Below are 20609 nucleotides of genomic sequence, written 5' to 3'. Positions count from 1 at the left end.
AGTGGCGGCCGGAGCGGGTCGTCTGAGTCCGGCGACAGCGCGGATTGATGCGCTGTCCAGCGTTGCTCGCTATCCTGAGTCGCTGATTCGCGCGCCGACATCCCCACCCCGGCGCGGTAGGGAGAGAGTTCGTGCGATTCGTCCTGGCGATCGTCAGTTTCGTCATCGGTCTGCTGCTCGTGGCGCTGGCGGTGGGACAGCGGACCGTGTTCGCGCCGCCGTCCTCGCTCGTGGCCGAGAGCTCGACGACCAGTTCCGCCCCGGTGACCGTGATCCCGGGGACGACGCTCAACGCCAACCCCGGCTACCAGCGCATCAACGTGTCCGGCTCCGGCAAGGTCTTCGCGGCCTACGGCAAGACCGCCGACGTCGACGCCTGGATCGGTGACGCCGAGCACACCACGCTCCGCTTCGACGCCGAGAAGGGCTCGCTGGTCGGGTCGACCTCGGGCAGCGAGACCAGCGTCCCGTCGCCGAAGGGCAGCGACCTCTGGTACCAGGAGTACGACGGTGCCGGGCAGTTCACCGTCCGCCTGCCGCAGGACGTCTCGGTCCTCGTCGTGAGCGACGGCAAGGCCGCAGCACCGAGCGACGTGTCCGTCACCTGGCCGCAGGACACCGCGACGCCGGCGGTCGGTCCGCTCCTCGTGGCCGGCGGCGTGTTCGTCCTCGGAGGCCTCGTGTTGCTCGTCCTCGCCTTCCTGCACCAGCGCCGTGGCCGCGGTCCCCGCCGTCGCAGTGGTGGCAGCCGCCCGCCGCGGGTGCGTGCGTCCCGTCGAGCCGCCGCCGCCGGAGCCCAGGTGCCGCGTCGCGGTCGTCGCGGCACGCGCGCGCTCATCGGCGTCCCGGTGCTGCTCGTCGGCGCCCTGACCCTGGCCGGTTGTTCCTCGGACTACTGGCCGCAGGGCGGCGACCCGTCGCTCGCCACACCGACCCCGACGGCCACCGCCACGGGGGCTGCTGAGACCACCGAGCCGACGGCTGCGACCAAGCAGCAGATCACCCGCATCGTGCAGCGGACCGCCGCCGTCGCCAAGCAGGCCGACGGGGCGCGCGACCGTGACCTGGTCCGGACCCGGTTCTCCGGCGCGGCGCTCGACCTCCGTCTGGCGAACTACTCGATCCGCGGCAAGGACTCGGACGTCAAGGCACCGCCGGCGATCTCGGCCGCGCAGGTGTGCGTCGCGCTGCCGCAGCAGACCGACACCTGGCCCCGAACGGTCTTCACGATCGTCGCCGAGGACTGTGACGCCAAGTCGGCACCGCAGGCCCTGACCCTGGTGCAGGACACGGCCCGCGATCCCTACAAGGTGGCGTACGACGTCTCGCTCGAGGCCGACGCGAAGATCCCGAGCCTCGCCCCGACGACGATCGGTGCCGCCCTGCTCGCGCCGGAGTCGAAGCTCCTGACGATCCAGCCCGACCAGGTCGCGACCGCCTACGGCGACATCCTGTCGAAGGACACCGCCAGCGAGTACGCCGACCTGTTCGCGACCGAGGGCGATGCGCTCCGCACCACCATCGGCAAGGCGTACAAGGACAAGAAGGCCAAGGCCCTGCCGGACACGGCGAAGATCGAGTACTCGTCCGAGGTGCCCGCCGACTCCGCCGTCGCCATCGCGACCGACGACGCCGGCGCCCTGGTCTCCGCGGACCTGGACGAGATCGAGAAGGTGACCCCGACCGCGTCGGGTGCCGAGGTGAACACCGAGGGTGCCGTCAAGGCGCTGTCCGGCGTGGACACGAGCAAGAAGGGCATCAGCGCGACCTACAGCGTCCAGCTGCTCTTCTACGTGCCGCCGGTCGCCTCGGATGGCAAAGTGGTCCTGCTCGGGTTCACACAGGGCCTGACCGCAGCGAGTGAGGTGCAATGAGCAACATCCCCCCGACCCCGTCCGGGCTCCGCGGAGCCGTGGACCTGTCGTCCCTCGTCGACCGCGCACAGCGGCCGCCCCAGCCGTCCGGTGCTCCGGCTCCGGCGGGTTCCGCCGGCGGAGCCGTTCCCGGCACCGAGGCCGGCGCCGTGAACGGTGCCGACCTCACCGTCCCGTCGCTCGTGATCGACGTCACCGACGCGACCTTCCAGGACGTCCTGGAGCTGTCGAACGTCGTCCCGGTCATCGTGGACATCTGGGCCGAGTGGTGCGGGCCGTGCAAGCAGCTCTCGCCGATCCTCGAGCAGCTCACCGCCGAGTACGACGGCCGCGTGGTGCTCGCCAAGGTGGACGCCGACACGAACCCCCAGCTCGTGCAGGCGTTCCAGGCGCAGTCGATCCCGACCGTCGCAGCCGTCATCGGCGGACGCCCGCTCGGGCTCTTCGTCGGGGCACTGCCCGAGGCGCAGGTCCGCGACGTCTACGAGCAGGTGCTCCAGGCCGCCGAGCAGAACGGCGTGGCCGGTCGCGTGAGCGTCGCCGGCGCTGCGACCGACGTCGACGCTGAGCAGGGCGAGCCGGAGCCGGAGCCACTCCCGCCGCACCACCAGGCCGCGTACGACGCGATCGAGCAGGGCGACTACGCCACCGCGATCGAGGAGTACAAGACCGCGATCCTGCAGGACCCGCACGACCAGATGGCCGTGGCCGGGCTCGCACAGGTGTCGCTGCTCGACCGGCTGAACGGCCGGACGGCCGACGAGATCCGTGCGGCCGCTGCCGCCGGACCGCAGGACGTCCAGGCACAGCTCGCGGTCGCCGACCTCGACATCTCCGGCGGGCACGTCGACGACGCCTTCGGACGTCTCCTGGACCTGGTGCCGACGGTGTTTGGCGAGGACCGTGAGGCCCTGCGCGTCCGGCTCGTCGAGTACTTCGAGCTCATCGGCAGCGAGGACCCGCGCGTCGTCGCGGCGCGTCGCCGCCTGGCGAACGCGCTGTACTAGACCTGCGGGGTCCGTACGGCGAAGAAGACGCCGTCGTCACACCGAGACGCCGCCGAATCCGGCGGCGTCTCGGCGTCTCGGGGGCGTCTCGAGGACACGACGGCGTCCCGAGCACAACCGCTCGCCCGGGACGAGACAGACGGGAGGCCCGGTGCCAGCTGGCACCGGGCCTCCCGTCTGTCCGTCGGTCGCGTCGCGGACGCTGGCCGGGCTACTGGGCCAGCTTCAGCCAGACGGCACCGAGCGGCGGCACCACGAGGTGCGCCGAGGCGGGGCGGCCCGCCCACGGGGTGTCCTCTGCGGTGACGACGCCGAGGTTGCCGACTCCGGAGCCGCCGTACTCGGCAGCATCGGTGTTGAGCACCTCGTGCCACTCGCCGGCGGTCGGCAGCCCGAAGCGACGCTCCACCGGCACGCCGGAGAAGTTCACGAACACCGCGACCCGGTCGTCGCCGTCCTTCCGCAGGAACCCGAGGGTCGAGTGCGGTGCGTCGCCGCCCTCGAGCCACTCGAAGCCGTCGGCCGTCGAGTCGTGCGTCCAGAGCGCAGGGGAGTCCTTGTACACGCGGTTGAGCTCCGCGACGAGGTCCTGCACACCGCGGTGGCCTGGCTGGTCGAGGAGCCACCAGTCGAGGCCCTTCGCCTCGGACCACTCGGCGGGCTGCGCGAACTCCTGGCCCATGAAGAGCAGCTGCTTGCCGGGGTGCGCCCACATGAACGCCAGGTACGCACGCACGTTGGCGAGCTTCTGCCACTCGTCGCCGGGCATCTTGCCGTACAGGGAGCCCTTGCCGTGCACGACCTCGTCGTGGCTGATCGGCAGGGTGAACTGCTCGCTGAACGCGTAGACGAACGAGAACGTGATCTCGTCGTGGTGGTAGCTGCGGTACGCGGGGTCGCGCTGCACGTACTCGAGCGAGTCGTGCATCCAGCCCATGTTCCACTTCTGCCCGAAGCCGAGTCCGCCGGCACTCGTCGGCTGGGTCACGCCCGGCCACGAGGTGCTCTCCTCGGCGATCATGACGATGCCGGGGTAGCGCTTGTACGCCGTCGCGTTCGTCTCCTGCAGGAACGAGATCGCGTCGAGGTTCTCGCGGCCGCCGTGGATGTTCGGCAGCCAGTCGGTTCGGGAGTAGTCGAGGTACAGCATCGAGGCCACCGCGTCGACCCGGAGGCCGTCGATGTGGAACTCCTCGAACCAGTACAGCGCGTTCGCGACCAGGAAGTTGCGCACCTGCGGCTGCCCGAAGTCGAACACGTAGGTGCCCCAGTCGAGCTGCTCACCGCGGCGGGGGTCCGGGTGCTCGAACAGCGCGTAGCCGTCGAAGCGACCGAGGGCCCACTCGTCCTTCGGGAAGTGCCCGGGGACCCAGTCCATGATCACGCCGATGCCGGCGGAGTGCAGGCGGTCGATCAGGTAGCGCAGGTCGTCCGGCGAACCGAAGCGTGCGGTCGGCGCGTAGTACCCGGTGACCTGGTAGCCCCACGAGCCGCCGAACGGGTGCTCGGCGAGCGGCAGGAACTCCACGTGGGTGAAGCCGGTGTACTCCATGTGCCCGATGAGCTGGTCGGCGACCTCGCGGTACGACAGGCCGGGGCGCCACGAGCCGAGGTGCACCTCGTAGACGCTCATCGGGGCGTCGTGCGTGGTGGTCTGTGCGCGGCGCTCCATCCACGCGGCGTCGCCCTCGGACCACGTGTACGTGGACTCGGTGACGACGGAGGCCGTCGCCGGGGCGATCTCGGCCTCACGGGCGAACGGGTCGGCCCGCTCCACCCAGCCGGAGTCGGTGAGGATCTGGAACTTGTAGCGCTGCCCGACGACGGCGCCGGGCCAGAACAGCTCCCAGACGCCGAGGTCGCTCAGACGGCGCATCGCGGTGGTGCGGCCTTCCCAGCCCTCGAAGTCGCCGATCACGCGGACGGCGGTGGCCCGGGGTGCCCAGACGGCGAACGCGACACCGTCGACACCGTCGACCGTGCGGGCGTGTGCGCCGAGGTGGTGCCAGAGCTGCTCGTCACGGCCCTCGCCGAACAGGTGCAGGTCGAGCTCGCCGAGCGTCGGGGCGAACCGGTACGCGTCGTCGGTGGTCCAGGTGGCGTCGTCTTCGTCCGTGGACTCGTCGTAGTCGTACTCCGACTCGACGCGGTAGCGACCGAGGGTTTCGGCAGTGGCGCCGGCCCAGAGCCCGTCGCCCTCGTGCGTGAGTTCGATGTCGTCGCCGTCGGGGCGCACGAGGCGCACCGCGCGGGCCAGGTGCCGGACGACGCGGACGCTGGTGCCGCCGTCGACCGGGTGCGGGCCGAGCACGTCGTGCGGCTGGGACCAGCGGCCTTCGGCCACCTGCAGACGCAGCCAGTCCTCGATCGGAGCCGGACGCGGATCCGTGGCCGTACCGGTGGCGGCAGCGGCGGCCGGAGCCGAGGCAGCAGCCGACGCCGAAGCAGCGGCGCTGGGGGCGACCGGCGCGTCGACGGAAGCCGGACGGACCACGGGTGCAGCGCCGCCGGTCGGGGCGGTCGGGGCGGTCGGGGCGTCCGACGATGCCGCGGCTGCCACGGACGGCTGCCGCGGGTGCGTCGGGTCGGCGGGGTGCCCGGCGAGCGTGGCGGACTCCGCCACGCCGCGGTCGGGCGCCTCGCGCTGCGCCGGTGGAGCGCCGGGCAGGTCCTCGTCGGGCGCGGACACCTTCGGCTCGTACCGCGGCACGGCCGGCGGCGGAGGCGGCACCGGCGGGACGGCCGGTCCGCGCTTCGTGGGGTCGGTCGGTTCGGGGGTCATCGGTGGGGTCCTTCCACGACGAGCAGGTGCACGGGCTCCTGGAACGCGTCCAGGCGGACGTAGTTCGACGCGCCCCAGGTCCAGCGCTGACCGGTCACGACGTCACGGACGTCGAACAGGCCCTCGGTCGGCAGACCGAGTGCGGCGAGGTCCAGGTGCACGGTGGTCTCACGGGCGGAGTGCGGGTCGACGTTGGCGACCACGATCACGGTGTCGGGGCGCCCTGACCGGATGTACTCGCCAGACAGGTGCTTCGAGTAGACGACGATCGCCGGGTCGTCGGCGGCGTGCACGTGCAGGTTCCGCAGCTGTCGCAGCGAGGGGTGCGCCGCACGCAGGCGGTTGAGCATCGTCACGTACGGCGCCAGGGACGCACCCTCGGCCTCGGCCAGGGCGAAGTCACGCGGCTTGTACTCGTACTTCTCGTTGTCGATGTTCTCTTCCGAGCCCGGACGGGCGACGTCCTCGAACAGCTCGTACCCGGCGTACATGCCCCACGTCGGCGCGCCGGTGGCGGCGAGTGCCGCGCGCACCTTGTAGCCGGCACGACCGCCGAACTGCAGGTACTCGGTGAGGATGTCGGGCGTGTTCACGAAGAGGTTCGGGCGCAGGTAGTCGCTCGTCTCGTGCGAGAGCTCCGTGAAGTAGTCCTCGATCTCGTCCTTGGTGTTGCGCCAGGTGAAGTACGAGTACGACTGCTGGAACCCGGCCTCGGCGAGCGCGCGCATCATCGCCGGGCGGGTGAACGCCTCGGCGAGGAACACGGTGTCGGGGTGCTCGTCGCGGATCTCACGGATGACCCGTTCCCAGAACCAGAGCGGCTTGGTGTGCGGGTTGTCGACGCGGAAGATCCGGATGCCGAAGTCGATCCAGTGGCGCAGGACACGCTCGACCTCGGTGACCAGGCCCTCGGGGTCGGTGTCGAACTGGATCGGGTAGATGTCCTGGTAGCGCTTCGGCGGGTTCTCGGCGGTCGCGATGGAGCCGTCGGCCCGCTGCGTGAACCACTCCGGGTGCTGGGTGACCCAGGGGTGGTCGGGGGAGCACTGCAGCGCGAAGTCGAGCGCGACCTCCATACCGGTGTTCTTCGCCGTCTCGACGAAGTCGCGGAAGTCGTCCTCGGTGCCGAGGTCGGGGTGGATCGCGTCGTGCCCGCCCTCGGGGGAGCCGATCGCCCAGGGGCTGCCGGGGTCGTTCGGCCCGGGCGTGAGCGTGTTGTTCGGCCCCTTGCGGGCGGTGGTGCCGATGGGGTGGATCGGCGGCAGGTAGATGACGTCGAAGCCCATCCGGGCGACGGCGGGCAGCCGGCGGGCCGCGGTGCGGAAGTCGCCGCTCTTCCAGGAGCCGTCGGGGTTCTTCTTCGCGCCTTCGGAGCGGGGGAAGAACTCGTACCAGGCGCCGACGCCGGCGCGGGTGCGTTCGACGTCGAGCAGCTGGGTGGCGGAGTGGGTCCGGAGCGAGGTGAGCGGGGCTTCCTCGACCTCGGCGACGATCCGCGGGTCGTCGACGGCGGCCAGGCGCTCGGCCGGGTCGAGGTCGGTGTCGCGGACGCGTGCGGCGGCGCGGGTGGCGGCGGGGGAGTCGGTCTCCTCGGCCAGCCGGTCGAGCAGCACGGCACCGTCGAGCAGGGTCGCCTCGGTGTCGACGCCGGCCGCGATCTTCAGGCGTGCGCCGTGCAGCCAGCTCGCCCAGTCGTCGGAGTACGACTCGACGTGCCACGTCCAGACGCCGACGTGGTCGACCTGCACCGTGGCTTCGTAGCGGTCGGTGCCGGGGGCACCGAGGGTCATGGGGACGGTGCGGGTTCCACCGTCTGGGCGTTCGAGGACGAGGTCGGCGCCGATGATGCCGTGTCCTTCTCGGAAGACGGTTGCACCGAACGTGATCACCTCGCCGTCGAATGCCTTGCCGGGGAAGCCGTTCGGCGTCCTCGGGGCGAGCTCGGTGATCGGGATGCGCCCGATCTTCGGGCGGCGGGGTCGGTCTGCGGTGGCCACGGAAGCGACGCTACCCGGCGAGCGGCTCCGCGTTCCCCGGAATCGGCCCGCTGTGGAGGGCCGGGCGCGCCGTGGAGCCTGTTGAGGACCGGACGGGAGGCCCGTGGCGGGGCCGCCACGGGCCTCCCGTCCGCCACCCGGTCGCGACGCCGGGCCGCACCCGCCTGCTCGGCGCTACGCCACCTCGAACAGGTGGATGCCGGGGCCGTAGGCGGTGAAGACCTGCCCGGCGGGACGCAGGCGCTCGTGGTCGCGGTGCTTCTCGCTCGACCAGGCCAGGCGGTACCCGAGGACGTCCTCGCGCACCGGCAGGGTCAGGTCGCGGGTGCGGCCGCTGCCGTGCACGACCACCAGGACGCGGTCGAAGGGCTCGTGCTCCGGCGTCGACTCGACGAAGTACTGCAGGGCGCGATGCACCGGCTGGTCCCAGCCCTCGATCGTCATCGGGTGCCCGTCCGGCCCGTACCAGGACATCCGCGAGGCCCCGGGGGTCTCCTGCCCCTCGACGCCGAAGCGTGTGGGGCGGAGCGACGGGTGCGCCTGCCGGAACCGGGCCAGCGCGGCGACGGCCTCGGTCATCGTCTCGGCGTCCTCGTCGTCGGACCAGTCCACCGGGGTCAGGTCGTCGGACACCACGTAGGCGTTGTTGTTGCCGTGCTGCGTGCGGCTCCGCTCGTCGCCGGCGGTGAGCATCGGCACCCCGGCGGAGAGCATCAGGGTCGCCACCAGGTTGCGCATCGACCGGCCGCGCGCGGCGCGGACCCCTCGGTCGGCGGTGTCACCCTCGATGCCGTGGTTGAACGAGCGGTTGTCGTTCGAGCCGTCGCGGTTGTCCTCGCCGTTCGCCTCGTTGTGCTTGCCGTCGTACGACACCAGGTCGAGCAGGGTGAAGCCGTCGTGCGCGGTGACGAAGTTGACGCTCGCCAGCGGGCCGCGGTCGGCGCCGAAGACGTGACGCGACCCGGTCAGGGCTCCGGCGAGCGCACCGATCCCGGTCTGCGGCAGGCCGGTGCGGCGCTCCTCAGCGATGTCGGTGAGCCAGAACTGGCGGACCGTGTTGCGGAACCCGTCGTTCCACTCGCTCGTGCGGTGCCCGGCTGCGCCGAACTCCCCGGTCTTCCAGCCGTCCGGGCCGACGTCCCACGGCTCGGCGATCACCAGGGTGTCCTGCAGGTCCGGGTGGTTCCGGATGCGCTCGAGCAGCGGGTGCGACGGGTCGAACCGCTGCTCGCCGTCGCGGGCCAGGGCGGCCATCAGGTCGAAGCGGAACCCGTCGACCTGCACCTCGCGCGCCCAGTACGCCAGGCTGTCGAGGATGAGGTCCGCCGTCGCCTCGACCGAGGTGTCGAGCGTGTTCCCGCACCCGGTGGTGTCGTAGTAGGTGTCCCGGCGGGGCGGGTCGGTCTGCGCCCAGCGGTAGCGGTTCGCACCGTCGATGCCGCGCAGGCTCGTCGTCGGACCACCCAGGCCCTCTTCCGCGGTGTGGTTGTAGACGACGTCGAGGACGACCTGGATGCCGGCCTCGTGCAGCAGCCGGACCATGCCCTTGAACTCGCGCAGGACGGCGTCGGCGCCCTCCTGCTGCGCCGGTGCCGAGGCGTGCGCGGCGTGCGGGGCGAAGAACCCGAGCGTGTTGTAGCCCCAGGCGTTCTGCCGGCCGGCCTCGCGGAGCCACCGCTCGGTGTCGAACGCCTGCACGGGCAGCAACTCGAGCGTCGTGACGCCGATGCGGTGCAGGTGCGCGATCGTGCTCTCGTGGGCGACCCCGGCGTACGTGCCGCGCAGGTGCTCCGGCAGGTGCGGGTTCGCGGCCGTCAGGCTGCGGACGTTCGCCTCGTAGACGACGGCACGGTCGAGCGGGACCTGCGGCTTCACGACGCCGCCCCAGTCGAACGCGTCGTCGATGACCACGCTGGTCCAGCGGGGGCCGGACGCCTCGTCGTCGCCGGTCGGCAGGATGCCCCGCGAGTACGGGTCGAGCAGCGGACGCGTCGGGTCGAACTCGTGCCGCGGCCCGACCGGCCCGTCCACGAGCAGGTGGTAGCGGTCGCCGGGCACGACCCCGGGGACCTCGCCGGTCCACACGTCCGTGTCCGGCACGCGCTCGAGCGGGTACCGCGTCGGCCGCACGTCGGAGGGGTCGGCTCCGTCGGCGCTCCCCGCGCTCGCCACGACCAGGACGACGTCCGTCGCCGTCGCGGACCGCAGGGTGAACCGGGGGACGGTCCCGCCCAGGGAGAACCCCGGCGTCAGGTCGATCGCTGTCTCGTGCACGCGACAAGGGTACGAGGACCGGCGCGTATCCTGGACACTGCTCGATCCAGGGGGTGCATTTGTCGGTCTACCTCGACCACGCCGCGACGACGCCGATCCTGCCGGAGGCGCTCGCCGCCTTCACCGATGCCCTGGGCACCGTCGGCAACCCGTCGTCCATCCACAGCGCCGGTCAGCGCGCCAAGATGCTGCTCGAGGACGGCCGCGCCGCCGTCGCCCGCTCGCTCGACGCCGACCCCGTGGAGGTCGTGTTCACCTCCGGCGGCACCGAGAGCATCAACCTCGCCGTGAAGGGCCTGTTCTGGGCTCGCCAGCGCGACCGCCAGCGGCCCCGCATCGTCGTCCCGGGCGGCGAGCACCACGCCACCGTCGACACCCTGACCTGGCTGGAGACGCACGAGGGCGCCGTCATCGACGTGGTCCCGTTGGACGCGCAGGGTCGCGTCGACCTCGCCGGACTGGAGGCGCGGCTCGCCGACGCCTCGGACGTCGCCCTGGTCACGTTCCTGTGGGCGAACAACGAGGTGGGCACCATCCAGCCCGTGTCACGGATCGTGGAGCTCGCGCACGCCGCCGGCGTGCCCGTGCACAGCGACGCGGTCGCCGCCTACGGGCAGGTGCCGGTGTCGTTCGCCGGGTCCGGCCTCGACGCCCTCAGCGTCTCCGCGCACAAGATCGGCGGGCCCGTCGGCATCGGCGCACTCGTGCTCGGGCGGAAGGCCACCGTCGAACCCCTCATCCACGGCGGTGGGCAGCAGCGGCAGGTGCGGAGCGGCACGCAGGACGCCCCGGCGGCTGCGGCCTTCGGTGTCGCGGCCACCGCGGTCGTCGCCGAGCCGATGCCGCACCCGTCGCTCGTCGCCCTGCGGGACCGCCTGGTCGCCGGGGTCCGTGCGGCCGTGCCGTCAGCGGTGCTGATGGGGGACCCGGTCGACCGGCTGCCGGGCAACGCCCACTTCACGTTCCCCGGGTGCGAGGGCGACTCGCTCCTGTTCCTGCTCGACGCCGCCGGGGTCGCGGTCTCGACCGGGTCGGCGTGCCAGGCCGGTGTGCCCGAGGCGTCGCACGTGTTGCTCGCGATGGGGCTGTCGGAGCAGGACGCTCGTGGTGCGCTCCGGATCACGCTCGGCCACACGACGACCGATGCCGACGTCGACGCGTTCCTGACGGCGCTGCCCGATGCCGTCGCTCGTGCCGGTGCAGCTGGGATGGCGTCGCGGGAGCCGCTGCTCGGGCGGTAGTGGTTGACTCCGGCGCAGTCGTTGCGGGTTGCGCCTGGGTGGGACACCGGCGATCTCGGCTGCGACGCTGACGCCGGTCCCCTTCCAGGGCATACTGCTGCTCGTGGTGCCGAGGCCGGACGACGTACACGACGCAGGGGACGTCCGCCGTCCAGCGCGCGTCCGACCGCCGCGGGACGACAACTGGTACCGCTCGACCGAGTGGAACGACGAGATCGCTGCGGCGTTCGAAGCAAAGCTCGCACGTGCGAGATCGTCCAGGCTCGAGTACATCCGCATCCAGGGGGCGACCCTCGCCCTGCAGGGCGAAGCAGACGAGGGCGTCCGCGAGGTCGGTCGGGGGCTGCTCGTCCGGTTCATGGCGGAGATCGAGGCCGTCGGCGGGTCGCAGGCGCGCGTGAACGACGGCGGGGAGGTGCTCGCGATGTCGCTGGCGTTGTCGGGACGTCTGCGTGACGCCGTTGACGAGTACTGGAGCGTCCTCCGGCGCATCGCCGAGTGCGGCTCCGACTCGTTCACCACCGGCATGTCGGAGGTCCTCCTGGCCGAGGTGCTCATGCAGCTCGGCGATCCCTCGTCGCTCGCCGAGGCGGACGCACTGCTCGCCGGCGCCGAGGACTCGATCCGGAAGACGGCGTTCTTCCGCGATCGCGTCGTCCGGTACTTGACAGCGCGGGCCCGCGTCGCGAGCCGGCTGGGCGACCCGGAGTCGGCATCCGGGCACGCCCACGCCGCACTGACCGTGCTCGGGATCGAGGGCAACCCGTTCCCTCGGCACCCGGGTGTCGGTGTGCCGACCGTTCATGCGGACCTGCGTGTGGAGCTGACGCGATTGGCACAAGGGCTTCGGCCCGTGGCGGTTCGGCGACGGTCGTTCCGGTTTCCGTTCCGCAAGGGACGACCGTGACGGCGTGCATCCCGGAACCTCGAACGCCGCACACCCGGGGGACGGGCGCCACGCACGACGTCGAGGGCGGCCCCGGATGGCGGATCCGGTCCGCCGATCTCCGTCCGGTCATCACCGACCTCGCTGCGTTCCGCGCAGGATCGGCAGACGACCCACTCCGTGAGGAGATCGAGTTGCTGTGGACCGGCAAGGCGGGCGATGCGCTTCGTCGTCTCGAACGGGTCGCCTCGACGCAGCGTGTCCGAGCACTGCGGGCCGACTGCCACCGTGACCTCGGCGACACCCGCACCGCTGTGCGCGAGTACGACCTCCTCGTCGCCGAGTGCATCGGGACGACTCGCGAGGCCGTGATGCGGCAACACCGAGGCAAGGCGCTGCTCGCCGCCGGGAACGTCGACCGTGCCGTCGAGGACTTCACACTCGCCGTCGCGCTCAGACAGGCCAGTGATCCGGTGCTCCTCGCGTCGGCTGAGCAGGCACTGGCGGTCGCGCGGTCTCGGGTAGGTGACGGCACTGCGCAAGTGCTCACCGGGAGCGACGAGGTGGACGCACGTCCGCCGGTAGCCTGAGCCCGTGACCACTCCGAGCCCACAGGGCAGCGCCGATCTGCGCCGGGAGCGCTGACCGTGGCCACGACCAGCGGTGAGCACCGTCCGCGGAACGGCACCCGGCGGGACAGCCGCTGGGCCGTCCCGATCCGTCGGGTCTTCCCCTGGTGGTACCTCGGCGGTGCGGTGGCGACGCTGGCGATCCTGATCCTGGTCGATCCCGGCGGCAGCCAGGCCACGGTGGCGTTCTGGGGGCCGATGATCGGGATCGCGATCCAGGACCGCGAGCGAGCTGCGCGTGCTCGACTGGACCGCGGCCTCCCGGTCGACCGACGGTCGCTCCTGTCGCCTCCGTGGCTCGAACCGACCTGCGCGGTGTTGCTCACCGGCGTGGCTGTCGGACTCGGCATGCTCATCAACGCGCTCTTCGGGCACGGCACGTCCGTCACGACGTGGGTCGGGGCGGGGGTGTTCCTCGGGAGCGCCGCGTCCTTGGTCGGTCTCCTGCTGGTCCTGAGGAGCCGACGCCGCCGACGGTCGAGCGGTGCGGGCGGCCAGCCGGACGACGTCAGCTGACGGGGCGCTCCGAGAGGAACCGCCCGGCTCGTCGGTACTGCACGGCCAGTTGCACGACCCCGAGCGCCACCGCGAACGACGCGACGAGCTCGATCAGCTTGATGGGCAGACTGTCCGTGCTCACCGCCGTCGAGGCGGCGAACAGCATCACGGCGCCGAGGATCGGCAGGATCCCGAGCGTGGCTCGACGGTTCTGCACGGCCACCGCGACGACGATGTCCGCGTGCTCGTCGTCGATCGGCTCCTTGCCGGCGATCTGACGCCGCACCGACCGCTGCTCCGCGCGGGAGATCGGGCTGCTCACCGATCGCCAGCGAGTGACGTAGTGACCGGAGCGGAAGGCCCACACGAAACCGACGATGCCGACGACCAGCCCGAGCAGCAACAGCAGGAGCTGGACGAGCAGCTGCACGCCATCGCCGCCACTCGCGTGGCTGCTCCCGGTGGCCGGCACCAGCACCAGTGCCAGGACCACCCCGACCGCCCACGAGACCAGGACGAGTGCCCCCGCCCACACGAACACGCGGGTCCGGCGGCGGCGGAGCCCGTCGTCACTCTGGCCGTCGGCGAGCCGGGCGGCGGCTGCCCACCGCTCGGCTCCGGCTGGGTCGGTTGCGGGGCTGGTCATCGTTCGGGTCCTGACGTCGAGAGTCTCTCGACTCTACGGGTCACGGTCGGTGCGGGTCGCGCGTGCGACTCCGGAAGCGACTGCCATCGGATCCGCACGAGGGGATCGCCACCGACCCGCTTCGTTGTGATACTTGGACATGCTCGAGTTGGTGAGGCCGCAGACGGCGTTGTACGAGGCGTGGGCCGAAGCGCATGCCGAGTGGGGGCCGGGTGTGCACGAGGACGGGTTCGGGATCACCGCCCACGACGACGTCGGCGACGAGGACGGGTTCCGCACCTGGGTCGGCCGACTGCACGCCAGACCCGGGGCGCTCTGGTGGATCGTCGAGGACGGGCGCGTCCTGGGCGGGATCGCACTCCGGGCGCCGGGAGACGCGGCCGGCGTGCAGCGGTTCGGCCATGTCGGTTACGGGATCCGCCCGTCGGCGAGGGGCCGAGGCGTGGCGACGTGGGCGCTGGGCCAGGTGCTCGCGCACGCATCGCGCGTCGGGATCGACCCGGTGATCGCCGTCTGCCGCGATGACAACGACGGCTCCATCGGGGTGTTGGAGCACTACGACGCCGTCCTGCTGTCGACCGAGCGCCGCGGTGGCGTACGGCTGCGACGGTACGCGATCGCCAGGTCGCACCGGAGGCCCGGATGACGGGGCCGGGGCGGGTGTGCGAGGCGTGCGGAGGAAGACCGCGACAAGCGAGACGGACCTGCGCCGGGCCTCCCGGTCGGCCTTCCGGGTGCGCGCCGGACAGGCGGGCGCGCTGGGACCCCGGACCGTCGGCGACGTCGTCGTCAGCGGTCGCCGTCCGTCGGTCTCGGACCGCTCGTGGTGCGCCGCACCACGAGTGACACCGGTACTCGGTGCACGCGCGGCTCCGGGTCTCGCCCCTGCACGCGTTCACCGAGCCACCGTGCCGCCTGGGCCCCGATCGCGAACGTCCCGTTGTCGACAGTGGTGAGCGAGATGTGCCGGATGCTGCCGAGGTAGGTGTCGTCGTACCCGACGAGGGACACGTCGTCCGGGACGACGAGGCCGAGGTCGTCGGCCGCGGACAACGCGCCGATGGCGACGAGGTCGTTGTAGGCCACGAGCGCGGTCGGACGGTCGGCCGTGCCCAGGACTCGTCGGGCCGCCGCGTACCCGCTCTCCTCGCTCATGCCGGCCGGCACCACGACGGCGTCGGCACCGTGGCGGGTCATGGTCGCGCGGAAACCCTGCTCGCGGAGCTCTCCGACGCGCCCCGGGCCGACGAGGTGACCGATCCGGGTGTGTCCGAGCGCGAGGAGGTGCTCTGTCGCGATCGAAGCGCCGGCGTGGTCGTCGTTCACGACCACGTCGGCGTGCAGGTCGTCAGGCTCGTACGTCCCGGCGAGGACCACCGGGACCTCCTGGACCGCCCGACGGAGCGCGGCGTCGTCCTCTGTGGTGCCGACCACGACGATGCCGTCCACCTGTTGTCGCAGGAGCATGTCCACGGGCGAACCGCCCACGCGCCGTGTGGTCGCCGAGTCGACCAGGATGGGTGCCAGTCCGACGGTGTCGAGCGTCGCGGTGAGTCCGGCGAGCAGGTCGACGAACCAGGGGTTCCGCAGGTCGTTCAGGAGCACTCCGACCGTGCCCGTCCGCTGCTCGCCGAGGCTCCTCGCTGCGCGGTTCGGTCGGTAGCCGAGTTCGTCGACTGCTCGTTCGACGGCCGCCCGACGGGCGTCGCTGACTCCTGGGTCGCCGCGGAGCGCGAGTGAGACCAGCGACTTCGAGACCCCGGCGCGCTCGGCGACGTCCCGGATGGTCGGAGCGTGGTGCGGTCTCGACATGAGAGCAGGCTAGTCCTATTCTGGACCGGTCCAGCTAGTTCCAGTGCTGTCCAACGAAGCGAGCGCAGATGCCCCCGAAGATCTCCATGAACGTCACGACGACGTTCCACGGCAACGTCGTCCAGGACGTCCGCCTCGCGAAGGAAGCCGGCTACGGCGGCATCGAGCTGCAGAGCCCGAAGCTCTACCGGTACCTCGATGCCGGCTACGACGTCCAGACACTGCCGCCACTGCTCGAGGGCCTCGAAGTGACGGGGCTCGGTGCCGTGCTCGACATCGAGCGTCAAGGTGCCGGTCGCGACGACTTCGTCGCGGAGGTCGAGCGGATGTGCGGTGTGGCGACCGCCGTCGGTGCGCCCATCGTGCAGCTGTGCACCGGGCCGGTCGATTCCGCCGTCGTCCGTGACCACCGCGCTGGCCGGCTGGCCGACGACGACACCCGGTACCGGGCGACGCTCGGACTCGACGAGGACGCAGCGGTCCGCATCACCGGTGCGAACGTCCGTCTGGCGGCGGACATCGCCGCGGACCACGGGCTCGAGGTCTACCTGGAGCCCCTCGCCTGGGCGCACCTCAACCGATGCCGGCACGCGCTGGACATCATCGAGGAGGCCGGGCGCGACAACGTGGGGATCGCACTCGACACCTGGCACTTCTGGACGACCGGGGACACGCTGGCCGAGGTCCGAGCGCTGCCCGCGTCCATCATCAAGGCCGTCCACCTGTCGGACGGGTTCGACCTGGACCGCGACCGGACGGTTCCCGACCAAGCCGTCCACCGCAACGTCGTCATCGGTGGCGGCGCGATCCCGCTGCAGCAGTGGGTCGACGCGATCAAGGCCACCGGGTACGACGGATGGTGGGTCACCGAGATGTTCTCCGACCGGGCGAACGAACAGGATCCCGCCGTCGTCGCACGCACCATGCACGACCTGACCGCGATCCTGGTGGGCTGATCATGACGCAACGCTTCGCACTCGTCGGTGCCGGCTTCATCGGCGCCGTGCACGCCGCGTCCCTCGCAGCGCACCCCGACGTCGAGTTCGTGGGGATCCACGACGTCGACCGTGACCGCGCTGCATCGCTGGCGGCACGGCACGGCACGCGGGCGCTCACCCAGGACGAGGCGTTCGATGCGGCGCAGGTCGACGCGGTCTTCGTCGCTTCCTCCACCGACACCCACGCGCAGCACCTGCACGCTGCCGCCGACGCCGGGATCGCCGTGCTCTGCGAGAAACCCATCGCTGCCGGGTACGCCGACGCGGTCGCGGTGGTGGAGCACGTGCTTGCCAGCGGCGTGCCGGCGATGCTCGACTTCAACCGGCGATGGGACCGTGACCACGCCGAGTTGCAACGCATCGTCGCCACGGGGGAGATCGGTGCGGTCGAACTCGTCCAGCTCAGCTCCCGCGGCCCGTCCCTGCCGCCGCTCGACTACCTGCGGGTCTCGGGCGGCCAGCTCCGCGACCAGACCGTGCACTTCTTCGACCTCGTGCGGTGGATCACCGGCGAGGACCCGGTGACGGTCGCGGTGGCGGGTTCGGCGCTCGTCGACCCGGCCATCCGCGAGTTCGGCGACGTGGACACATCGGTCACGACCCTCACGATGCCCTCCGGCGCGCTCGTGCAGATCGACAGCGTGCGGCGCACCGGCTACGGCTACGACGAGCGCATCGAGGTCATGGGATCGTCCGGACTCGTCGAGTCGCGGCGGAACCACCGCGGGAACGTCGCTCGTTACACCGATGGGCAGATCTACGCGGACGGACTCCACGACGGCTGGTTCGAGCGTGTGCAGCCCACCTACGCCGCGACGCTCGCCGCCTTCGTCGCGTCGCTCGAGTCCGGATCCGAGCCGCCGGTCTCCCTGGAGGACGGGCTCAGGGCCCAGGCCATCGCCGAGGCGGCCACTCGTGCACTGTCGTCGGGACGGACGGAGCACATCGACTACTGACCCCCGGTCGGCCGAGTCGGACTCGCGCCGGTAGGATCGATGACCATGGTCGAACTGGACTTCACCGAGCAGCTCTCCGCCCTTCGCGAGACCTTCGGCAACATCCGCTCGGTGGTCGACGTCGACCGCCTGCAGCGTGAGATCGCCGACCTCAGCGAGCAGGCCGGGGCCCAGGACCTCTGGGACGACGTCGACCACGCGCAGCAGGTGACGAGTGCGCTCTCGCACCGCCAGTCGGAGCTGAAGAAGATCACCGACACCGAGCAGCGCATCGACGACCTCGAGGTGCTGGTCGAGATGGCGAACGAGGGCGACGACCAGGAGTCCGCTGACGAAGCGCTCGCCGAGCTCAAGGCGATCCAGAAGATGATCGGCGACTTCGAGGTGCAGACGCTCCTCGACGGTGAGTACGACGACCGTCCGGCGGTCATCACGATCCGCGCCGGCGCGGGTGGCGTCGACGCGGCGGACTTCGCCGAGATGCTCCTCCGCATGTACCTCCGGTACGCCGAGCAGCACAACTACAAGACCACCGTCATGGACACCTCGTACGCCGAAGAAGCGGGCATCAAGTCCGCGACGTTCGAGATCGACGCCCCGCACGCGTTCGGCACGCTCTCGGTCGAGGCCGGCACCCACCGCCTGGTCCGGATGTCGCCGTTCGGTGCCGCCGGCAAGCGCCAGACGTCCTTCGCCGCGGTCGAGGTCATCCCGCTCATGCCGGAGACCGCCGTCATCGACATCCCCGAGAACGACATCCGCGTCGACGTGTTCCGCTCGTCGGGCCCCGGCGGGCAGTCCGTCAACACGACCGACTCCGCGGTGCGCCTGACGCACATCCCGACCGGCACCGTCGTCTCGATGCAGAACGAGAAGTCGCAGATCCAGAACCGTGCGGCCGCCATGCGCGTGCTGCAGTCGCGCCTGCTCCTCCTGAAGAAGGAAGAGGAGAACGCGAAGAAGAAGGAACTCGCCGGCAACATCACGGCGAGCTGGGGCGACCAGATCCGCTCCTACGTCCTGGCGCCGTACCAGATGGTCAAGGACCTCCGGACGGAGCACGAGGTGAACAACCCCTCAGCCGTGTTCGACGGCGATCTGGACGGCTTCATCAACGCGGGCATCCGCTGGCGCAAGCAATCCGCTGCCGAGTAGGGCTTCCTGAGCCGCGCGCCTCGCTTGCTTTCCAAGCGGGGCGACCTACCCTGATCCGGTCATGATCAAATTCGACCAGGTCACCAAGGTCTACTCGGGCAACCCGAGTCCGGCGCTCGACAACCTCACCCTCGAGATCCTCAAGGGTGAGTTCGTGTTCCTCGTGGGCGCGTCCGGTTCCGGCAAGTCCAGCTTCCTGCGCCTCGTGCTCAAGGAGGAGAAGCCCACCAGCGGGCAGATCCACGTGCTCGGGCAGCGCCTCGGGTCCCTGGCATCACGGAAGGTCCCGTACTTCCGCCGCAACCTCGGGGTGGTCTTCCAGGACTTCCGTCTGCTGCCGAACAAGAACGTGTTCGACAACGTGGCGTTCTCGCTGCAGGTCATCGGCAAGAGCAAGGGCTTCATCAGCGAGGCCGTGACCGACGTGCTGAAGCTCGTCGGGCTCGCCGGCAAGGCCACTCGCATGCCGCACGAACTCTCCGGTGGTGAGCAGCAGCGTGTGGCCATCGCCCGCGCCGTCGTGAACAAGCCGGCGATCCTGCTGGCCGACGAGCCCACCGGAAACCTGGACCCCACGACGTCCGCCGGCATCATGGCGCTCCTCGAACGCATCAACCAGGGAGGCACCACCGTGCTGATGGCGACGCACGACGCCAGCATCGTGAACCAGATGCAGCGGCGGGTCATCGAGCTCTCGAACGGCACCGTCCTGCGCGACGAACAGTCCGGCGGCTACCAGACCCAGGCCGTCCCGATCCAGCGAGGCACCGTGTCCAACACCACCGGCATCCAGACGATCCCGGGGCTCATCCGATGAGGCTCGGGCTCGTCATGTCCGAGGTCGGCTCGGGCCTGCGGCGCAATGCGTCGATGGTCGTCTCCGTCGTCCTCGTGACCTTCATCTCCCTGACCTTCGTCGGCACGGCGATCTTGCTCCAGATGCAGATCAACCAGATGAAGGGGTACTGGTACGACCGGGCGCAGGTCGCCGTCTACCTGTGCACCGACACCGACACCACAGGCAACTGCACCGGCGCGAAGGCCACCGCCGACCAGCGCGAGCAGGTCCAGGCGCAGCTCGACTCGTCGACGCTCAAGCCGTACATCGAGAAGACCTACTACGAGAACCAGGACCAGGCCTTCACCCGGTTCAAGGAGCAGTTCAAGGACTCGGCCGCGACGGAGTTCGTCAAGCCGGAGTACCTGAACGAGACCTTCTGGGTGAACCTGAAGAACCCGTCGCAGGCAGACGTCCTGGTCGAGAGCCTGTCGAAGGTCGCCGGCGTGCAGAGCGTCGTCGATCAACGCGGGTACCTGCAGCCGATCTTCAACCTGCTCAACGCCTCGTCGTACACGGCGATCGGCATCGCGGCGCTGATGCTCGTGGCGGCGGTGCTGCTCATCGCGACGACGATCCGCCTGTCGGCGTTCAGTCGACGGCGAGAGCTCGGCATCATGCGGCTCGTGGGTGCGTCGAACCGGTTCATCCAGACACCGTTCGTGCTCGAGGGGGTGATCGCCGCCGCCATCGGAGCGGTCCTGGCCGGTGGCGCCATCACCGCCGTGGTCTGGTTCTTCGTCCGGAACTTCCTGGCGGAGCGCTTCACCGGCACGGCGTTCATCGGCATGGGGGACGCGGCCATCGTGGTCCCCGCGGTGATCGTGATCGGGGTGCTCCTCGCCGCGGCATCGGCGTCGATCGCCATCCGCCGGTACCTGAAGGTCTGACGCACACAGCATCCGCGAACGGGCGGCGCGCCGGGAAGGTGCGTCGCCCGCTTCGTGTTGAGTAGTCTGTAGGGCTGCGCGGAACCACCCACGCAGCGCACTGCACCGGTCACCATCGAGAGGAGT

The 20609-nt window shown here is 70.9% G+C and carries 17 protein-coding genes; 12 read left to right on the top strand and 5 right to left on the bottom strand.

Features of this window, described 5'->3' with window-relative positions; translation table 11 throughout:
* Positions 1-131: 131 nt before the first annotated feature.
* Both DEJ01_RS16290 and DEJ01_RS16285 read left to right on the top strand, forming a co-directional pair.
* Positions 132-1874, top strand: coding sequence for a hypothetical protein (locus tag DEJ01_RS16290; RefSeq protein WP_111054720.1), 1743 nt, complete (start codon positions 132-134; stop codon positions 1872-1874).
* Positions 1871-2881, top strand: coding sequence for a tetratricopeptide repeat protein (locus DEJ01_RS16285; RefSeq protein WP_111047067.1), 1011 nt, complete (start codon positions 1871-1873; stop codon positions 2879-2881). Before DEJ01_RS16290 ends, DEJ01_RS16285 begins: the two co-directional genes overlap by 4 nt.
* Before the next feature lie 211 nt (positions 2882-3092).
* Here the strand turns inward: DEJ01_RS16285 and glgB are convergent, their stop codons facing one another.
* From glgB to DEJ01_RS16270, 3 genes are all read right to left on the bottom strand, one after another.
* Positions 3093-5663, bottom strand: coding sequence for a 1,4-alpha-glucan branching protein GlgB (gene glgB / locus DEJ01_RS16280; RefSeq protein WP_111093590.1), 2571 nt, complete (start codon positions 5661-5663; stop codon positions 3093-3095).
* Positions 5660-7660, bottom strand: coding sequence for an alpha-1,4-glucan--maltose-1-phosphate maltosyltransferase (locus DEJ01_RS16275; protein WP_181438481.1), 2001 nt, complete (start codon positions 7658-7660; stop codon positions 5660-5662). Before DEJ01_RS16275 ends, glgB begins: the two co-directional genes overlap by 4 nt.
* A gap of 174 nt (positions 7661-7834) precedes the next feature.
* Positions 7835-9934 carry a glycogen-debranching protein gene (locus tag DEJ01_RS16270; protein WP_111093589.1) on the bottom strand — a complete coding sequence of 700 codons (2100 nt, stop codon included), beginning with the start codon at positions 9932-9934 and terminating at the stop codon, positions 7835-7837.
* Between the two features lie 59 nt (positions 9935-9993).
* Between DEJ01_RS16270 and DEJ01_RS16265 the strand changes: the two genes are divergently transcribed.
* The 4 genes from DEJ01_RS16265 to DEJ01_RS16250 all read left to right on the top strand — a co-directional run bounded on the left by DEJ01_RS16265 (position 9994) and on the right by DEJ01_RS16250 (position 13206).
* Positions 9994-11175 (top strand): cysteine desulfurase family protein, encoded by a 1182-nt coding sequence (locus tag DEJ01_RS16265; RefSeq protein ID WP_111093588.1) that lies wholly within the window; start codon positions 9994-9996, stop codon positions 11173-11175.
* A gap of 103 nt (positions 11176-11278) precedes the next feature.
* Positions 11279-12082 (top strand): hypothetical protein, encoded by an 804-nt coding sequence (locus DEJ01_RS16260; RefSeq protein WP_146247653.1) that lies wholly within the window; start codon positions 11279-11281, stop codon positions 12080-12082.
* Positions 12083-12255: 173 nt separating this feature from the next.
* Positions 12256-12651, top strand: coding sequence for a hypothetical protein (locus tag DEJ01_RS16255; protein WP_258375740.1), 396 nt, complete (start codon positions 12256-12258; stop codon positions 12649-12651).
* 57 nt (positions 12652-12708) lie between these two features.
* Positions 12709-13206 (top strand): hypothetical protein, encoded by a 498-nt coding sequence (locus tag DEJ01_RS16250; protein WP_111093586.1) that lies wholly within the window; start codon positions 12709-12711, stop codon positions 13204-13206.
* Here the strand turns inward: DEJ01_RS16250 and DEJ01_RS16245 are convergent.
* Complete coding sequence (locus DEJ01_RS16245; protein ID WP_111093585.1) at positions 13199-13834, bottom strand: hypothetical protein; 636 nt, start codon at positions 13832-13834, stop codon at positions 13199-13201. The genes DEJ01_RS16250 and DEJ01_RS16245 overlap by 8 nt on opposite strands.
* A 151-nt stretch (positions 13835-13985) precedes the next feature.
* Between DEJ01_RS16245 and DEJ01_RS16240 the strand changes: the two genes are divergently transcribed.
* A complete protein-coding gene (locus DEJ01_RS16240; RefSeq protein ID WP_214564971.1) occupies positions 13986-14480 on the top strand; it encodes a GNAT family N-acetyltransferase in 495 nt (164 codons plus the stop codon).
* Positions 14481-14623: 143 nt separating this feature from the next.
* Here DEJ01_RS16240 and DEJ01_RS16235 read toward each other — a convergent pair whose 3' ends face one another.
* Positions 14624-15646 (bottom strand): LacI family DNA-binding transcriptional regulator, encoded by a 1023-nt coding sequence (locus DEJ01_RS16235; protein WP_111029174.1) that lies wholly within the window; start codon positions 15644-15646, stop codon positions 14624-14626.
* A 68-nt stretch (positions 15647-15714) separates the two neighbouring features.
* Between DEJ01_RS16235 and DEJ01_RS16230 the strand changes: the two genes are divergently transcribed.
* The 5 genes from DEJ01_RS16230 to ftsX all read left to right on the top strand — a co-directional run bounded on the left by DEJ01_RS16230 (position 15715) and on the right by ftsX (position 20483).
* On the top strand, positions 15715-16602 hold the full coding sequence (locus tag DEJ01_RS16230; protein ID WP_071406362.1) for a sugar phosphate isomerase/epimerase: 888 nt from the start codon (positions 15715-15717) through the stop codon (positions 16600-16602).
* 2 nt (positions 16603-16604) lie between these two features.
* Positions 16605-17600: a Gfo/Idh/MocA family oxidoreductase gene (locus DEJ01_RS16225; protein ID WP_111093583.1), complete on the top strand. Its 996-nt coding sequence runs from the start codon at positions 16605-16607 to the stop codon at positions 17598-17600.
* Between the two features lie 45 nt (positions 17601-17645).
* Positions 17646-18755: a peptide chain release factor 2 gene (gene prfB, locus DEJ01_RS16220; RefSeq protein WP_110863996.1), complete on the top strand. Its 1110-nt coding sequence runs from the start codon at positions 17646-17648 to the stop codon at positions 18753-18755.
* Positions 18756-18816: 61 nt separating this feature from the next.
* Positions 18817-19572 (top strand): cell division ATP-binding protein FtsE, encoded by a 756-nt coding sequence (ftsE, locus tag DEJ01_RS16215; protein ID WP_017888215.1) that lies wholly within the window; start codon positions 18817-18819, stop codon positions 19570-19572.
* Positions 19569-20483 carry a permease-like cell division protein FtsX gene (gene ftsX / locus DEJ01_RS16210; protein WP_027465852.1) on the top strand — a complete coding sequence of 305 codons (915 nt, stop codon included), beginning with the start codon at positions 19569-19571 and terminating at the stop codon, positions 20481-20483. The genes ftsE and ftsX overlap by 4 nt, the downstream gene beginning before the upstream one ends.
* Positions 20484-20609 lie beyond the last annotated feature (126 nt).

The organism is Curtobacterium sp. MCLR17_040, from assembly GCF_003234735.1.
Classification (GTDB): Bacteria; Actinomycetota; Actinomycetes; order Actinomycetales; family Microbacteriaceae; genus Curtobacterium; species Curtobacterium flaccumfaciens.
Note: the sequence above shows the minus strand (reverse complement) of the source record. Positions and strands in the feature narration are given on the sequence as shown.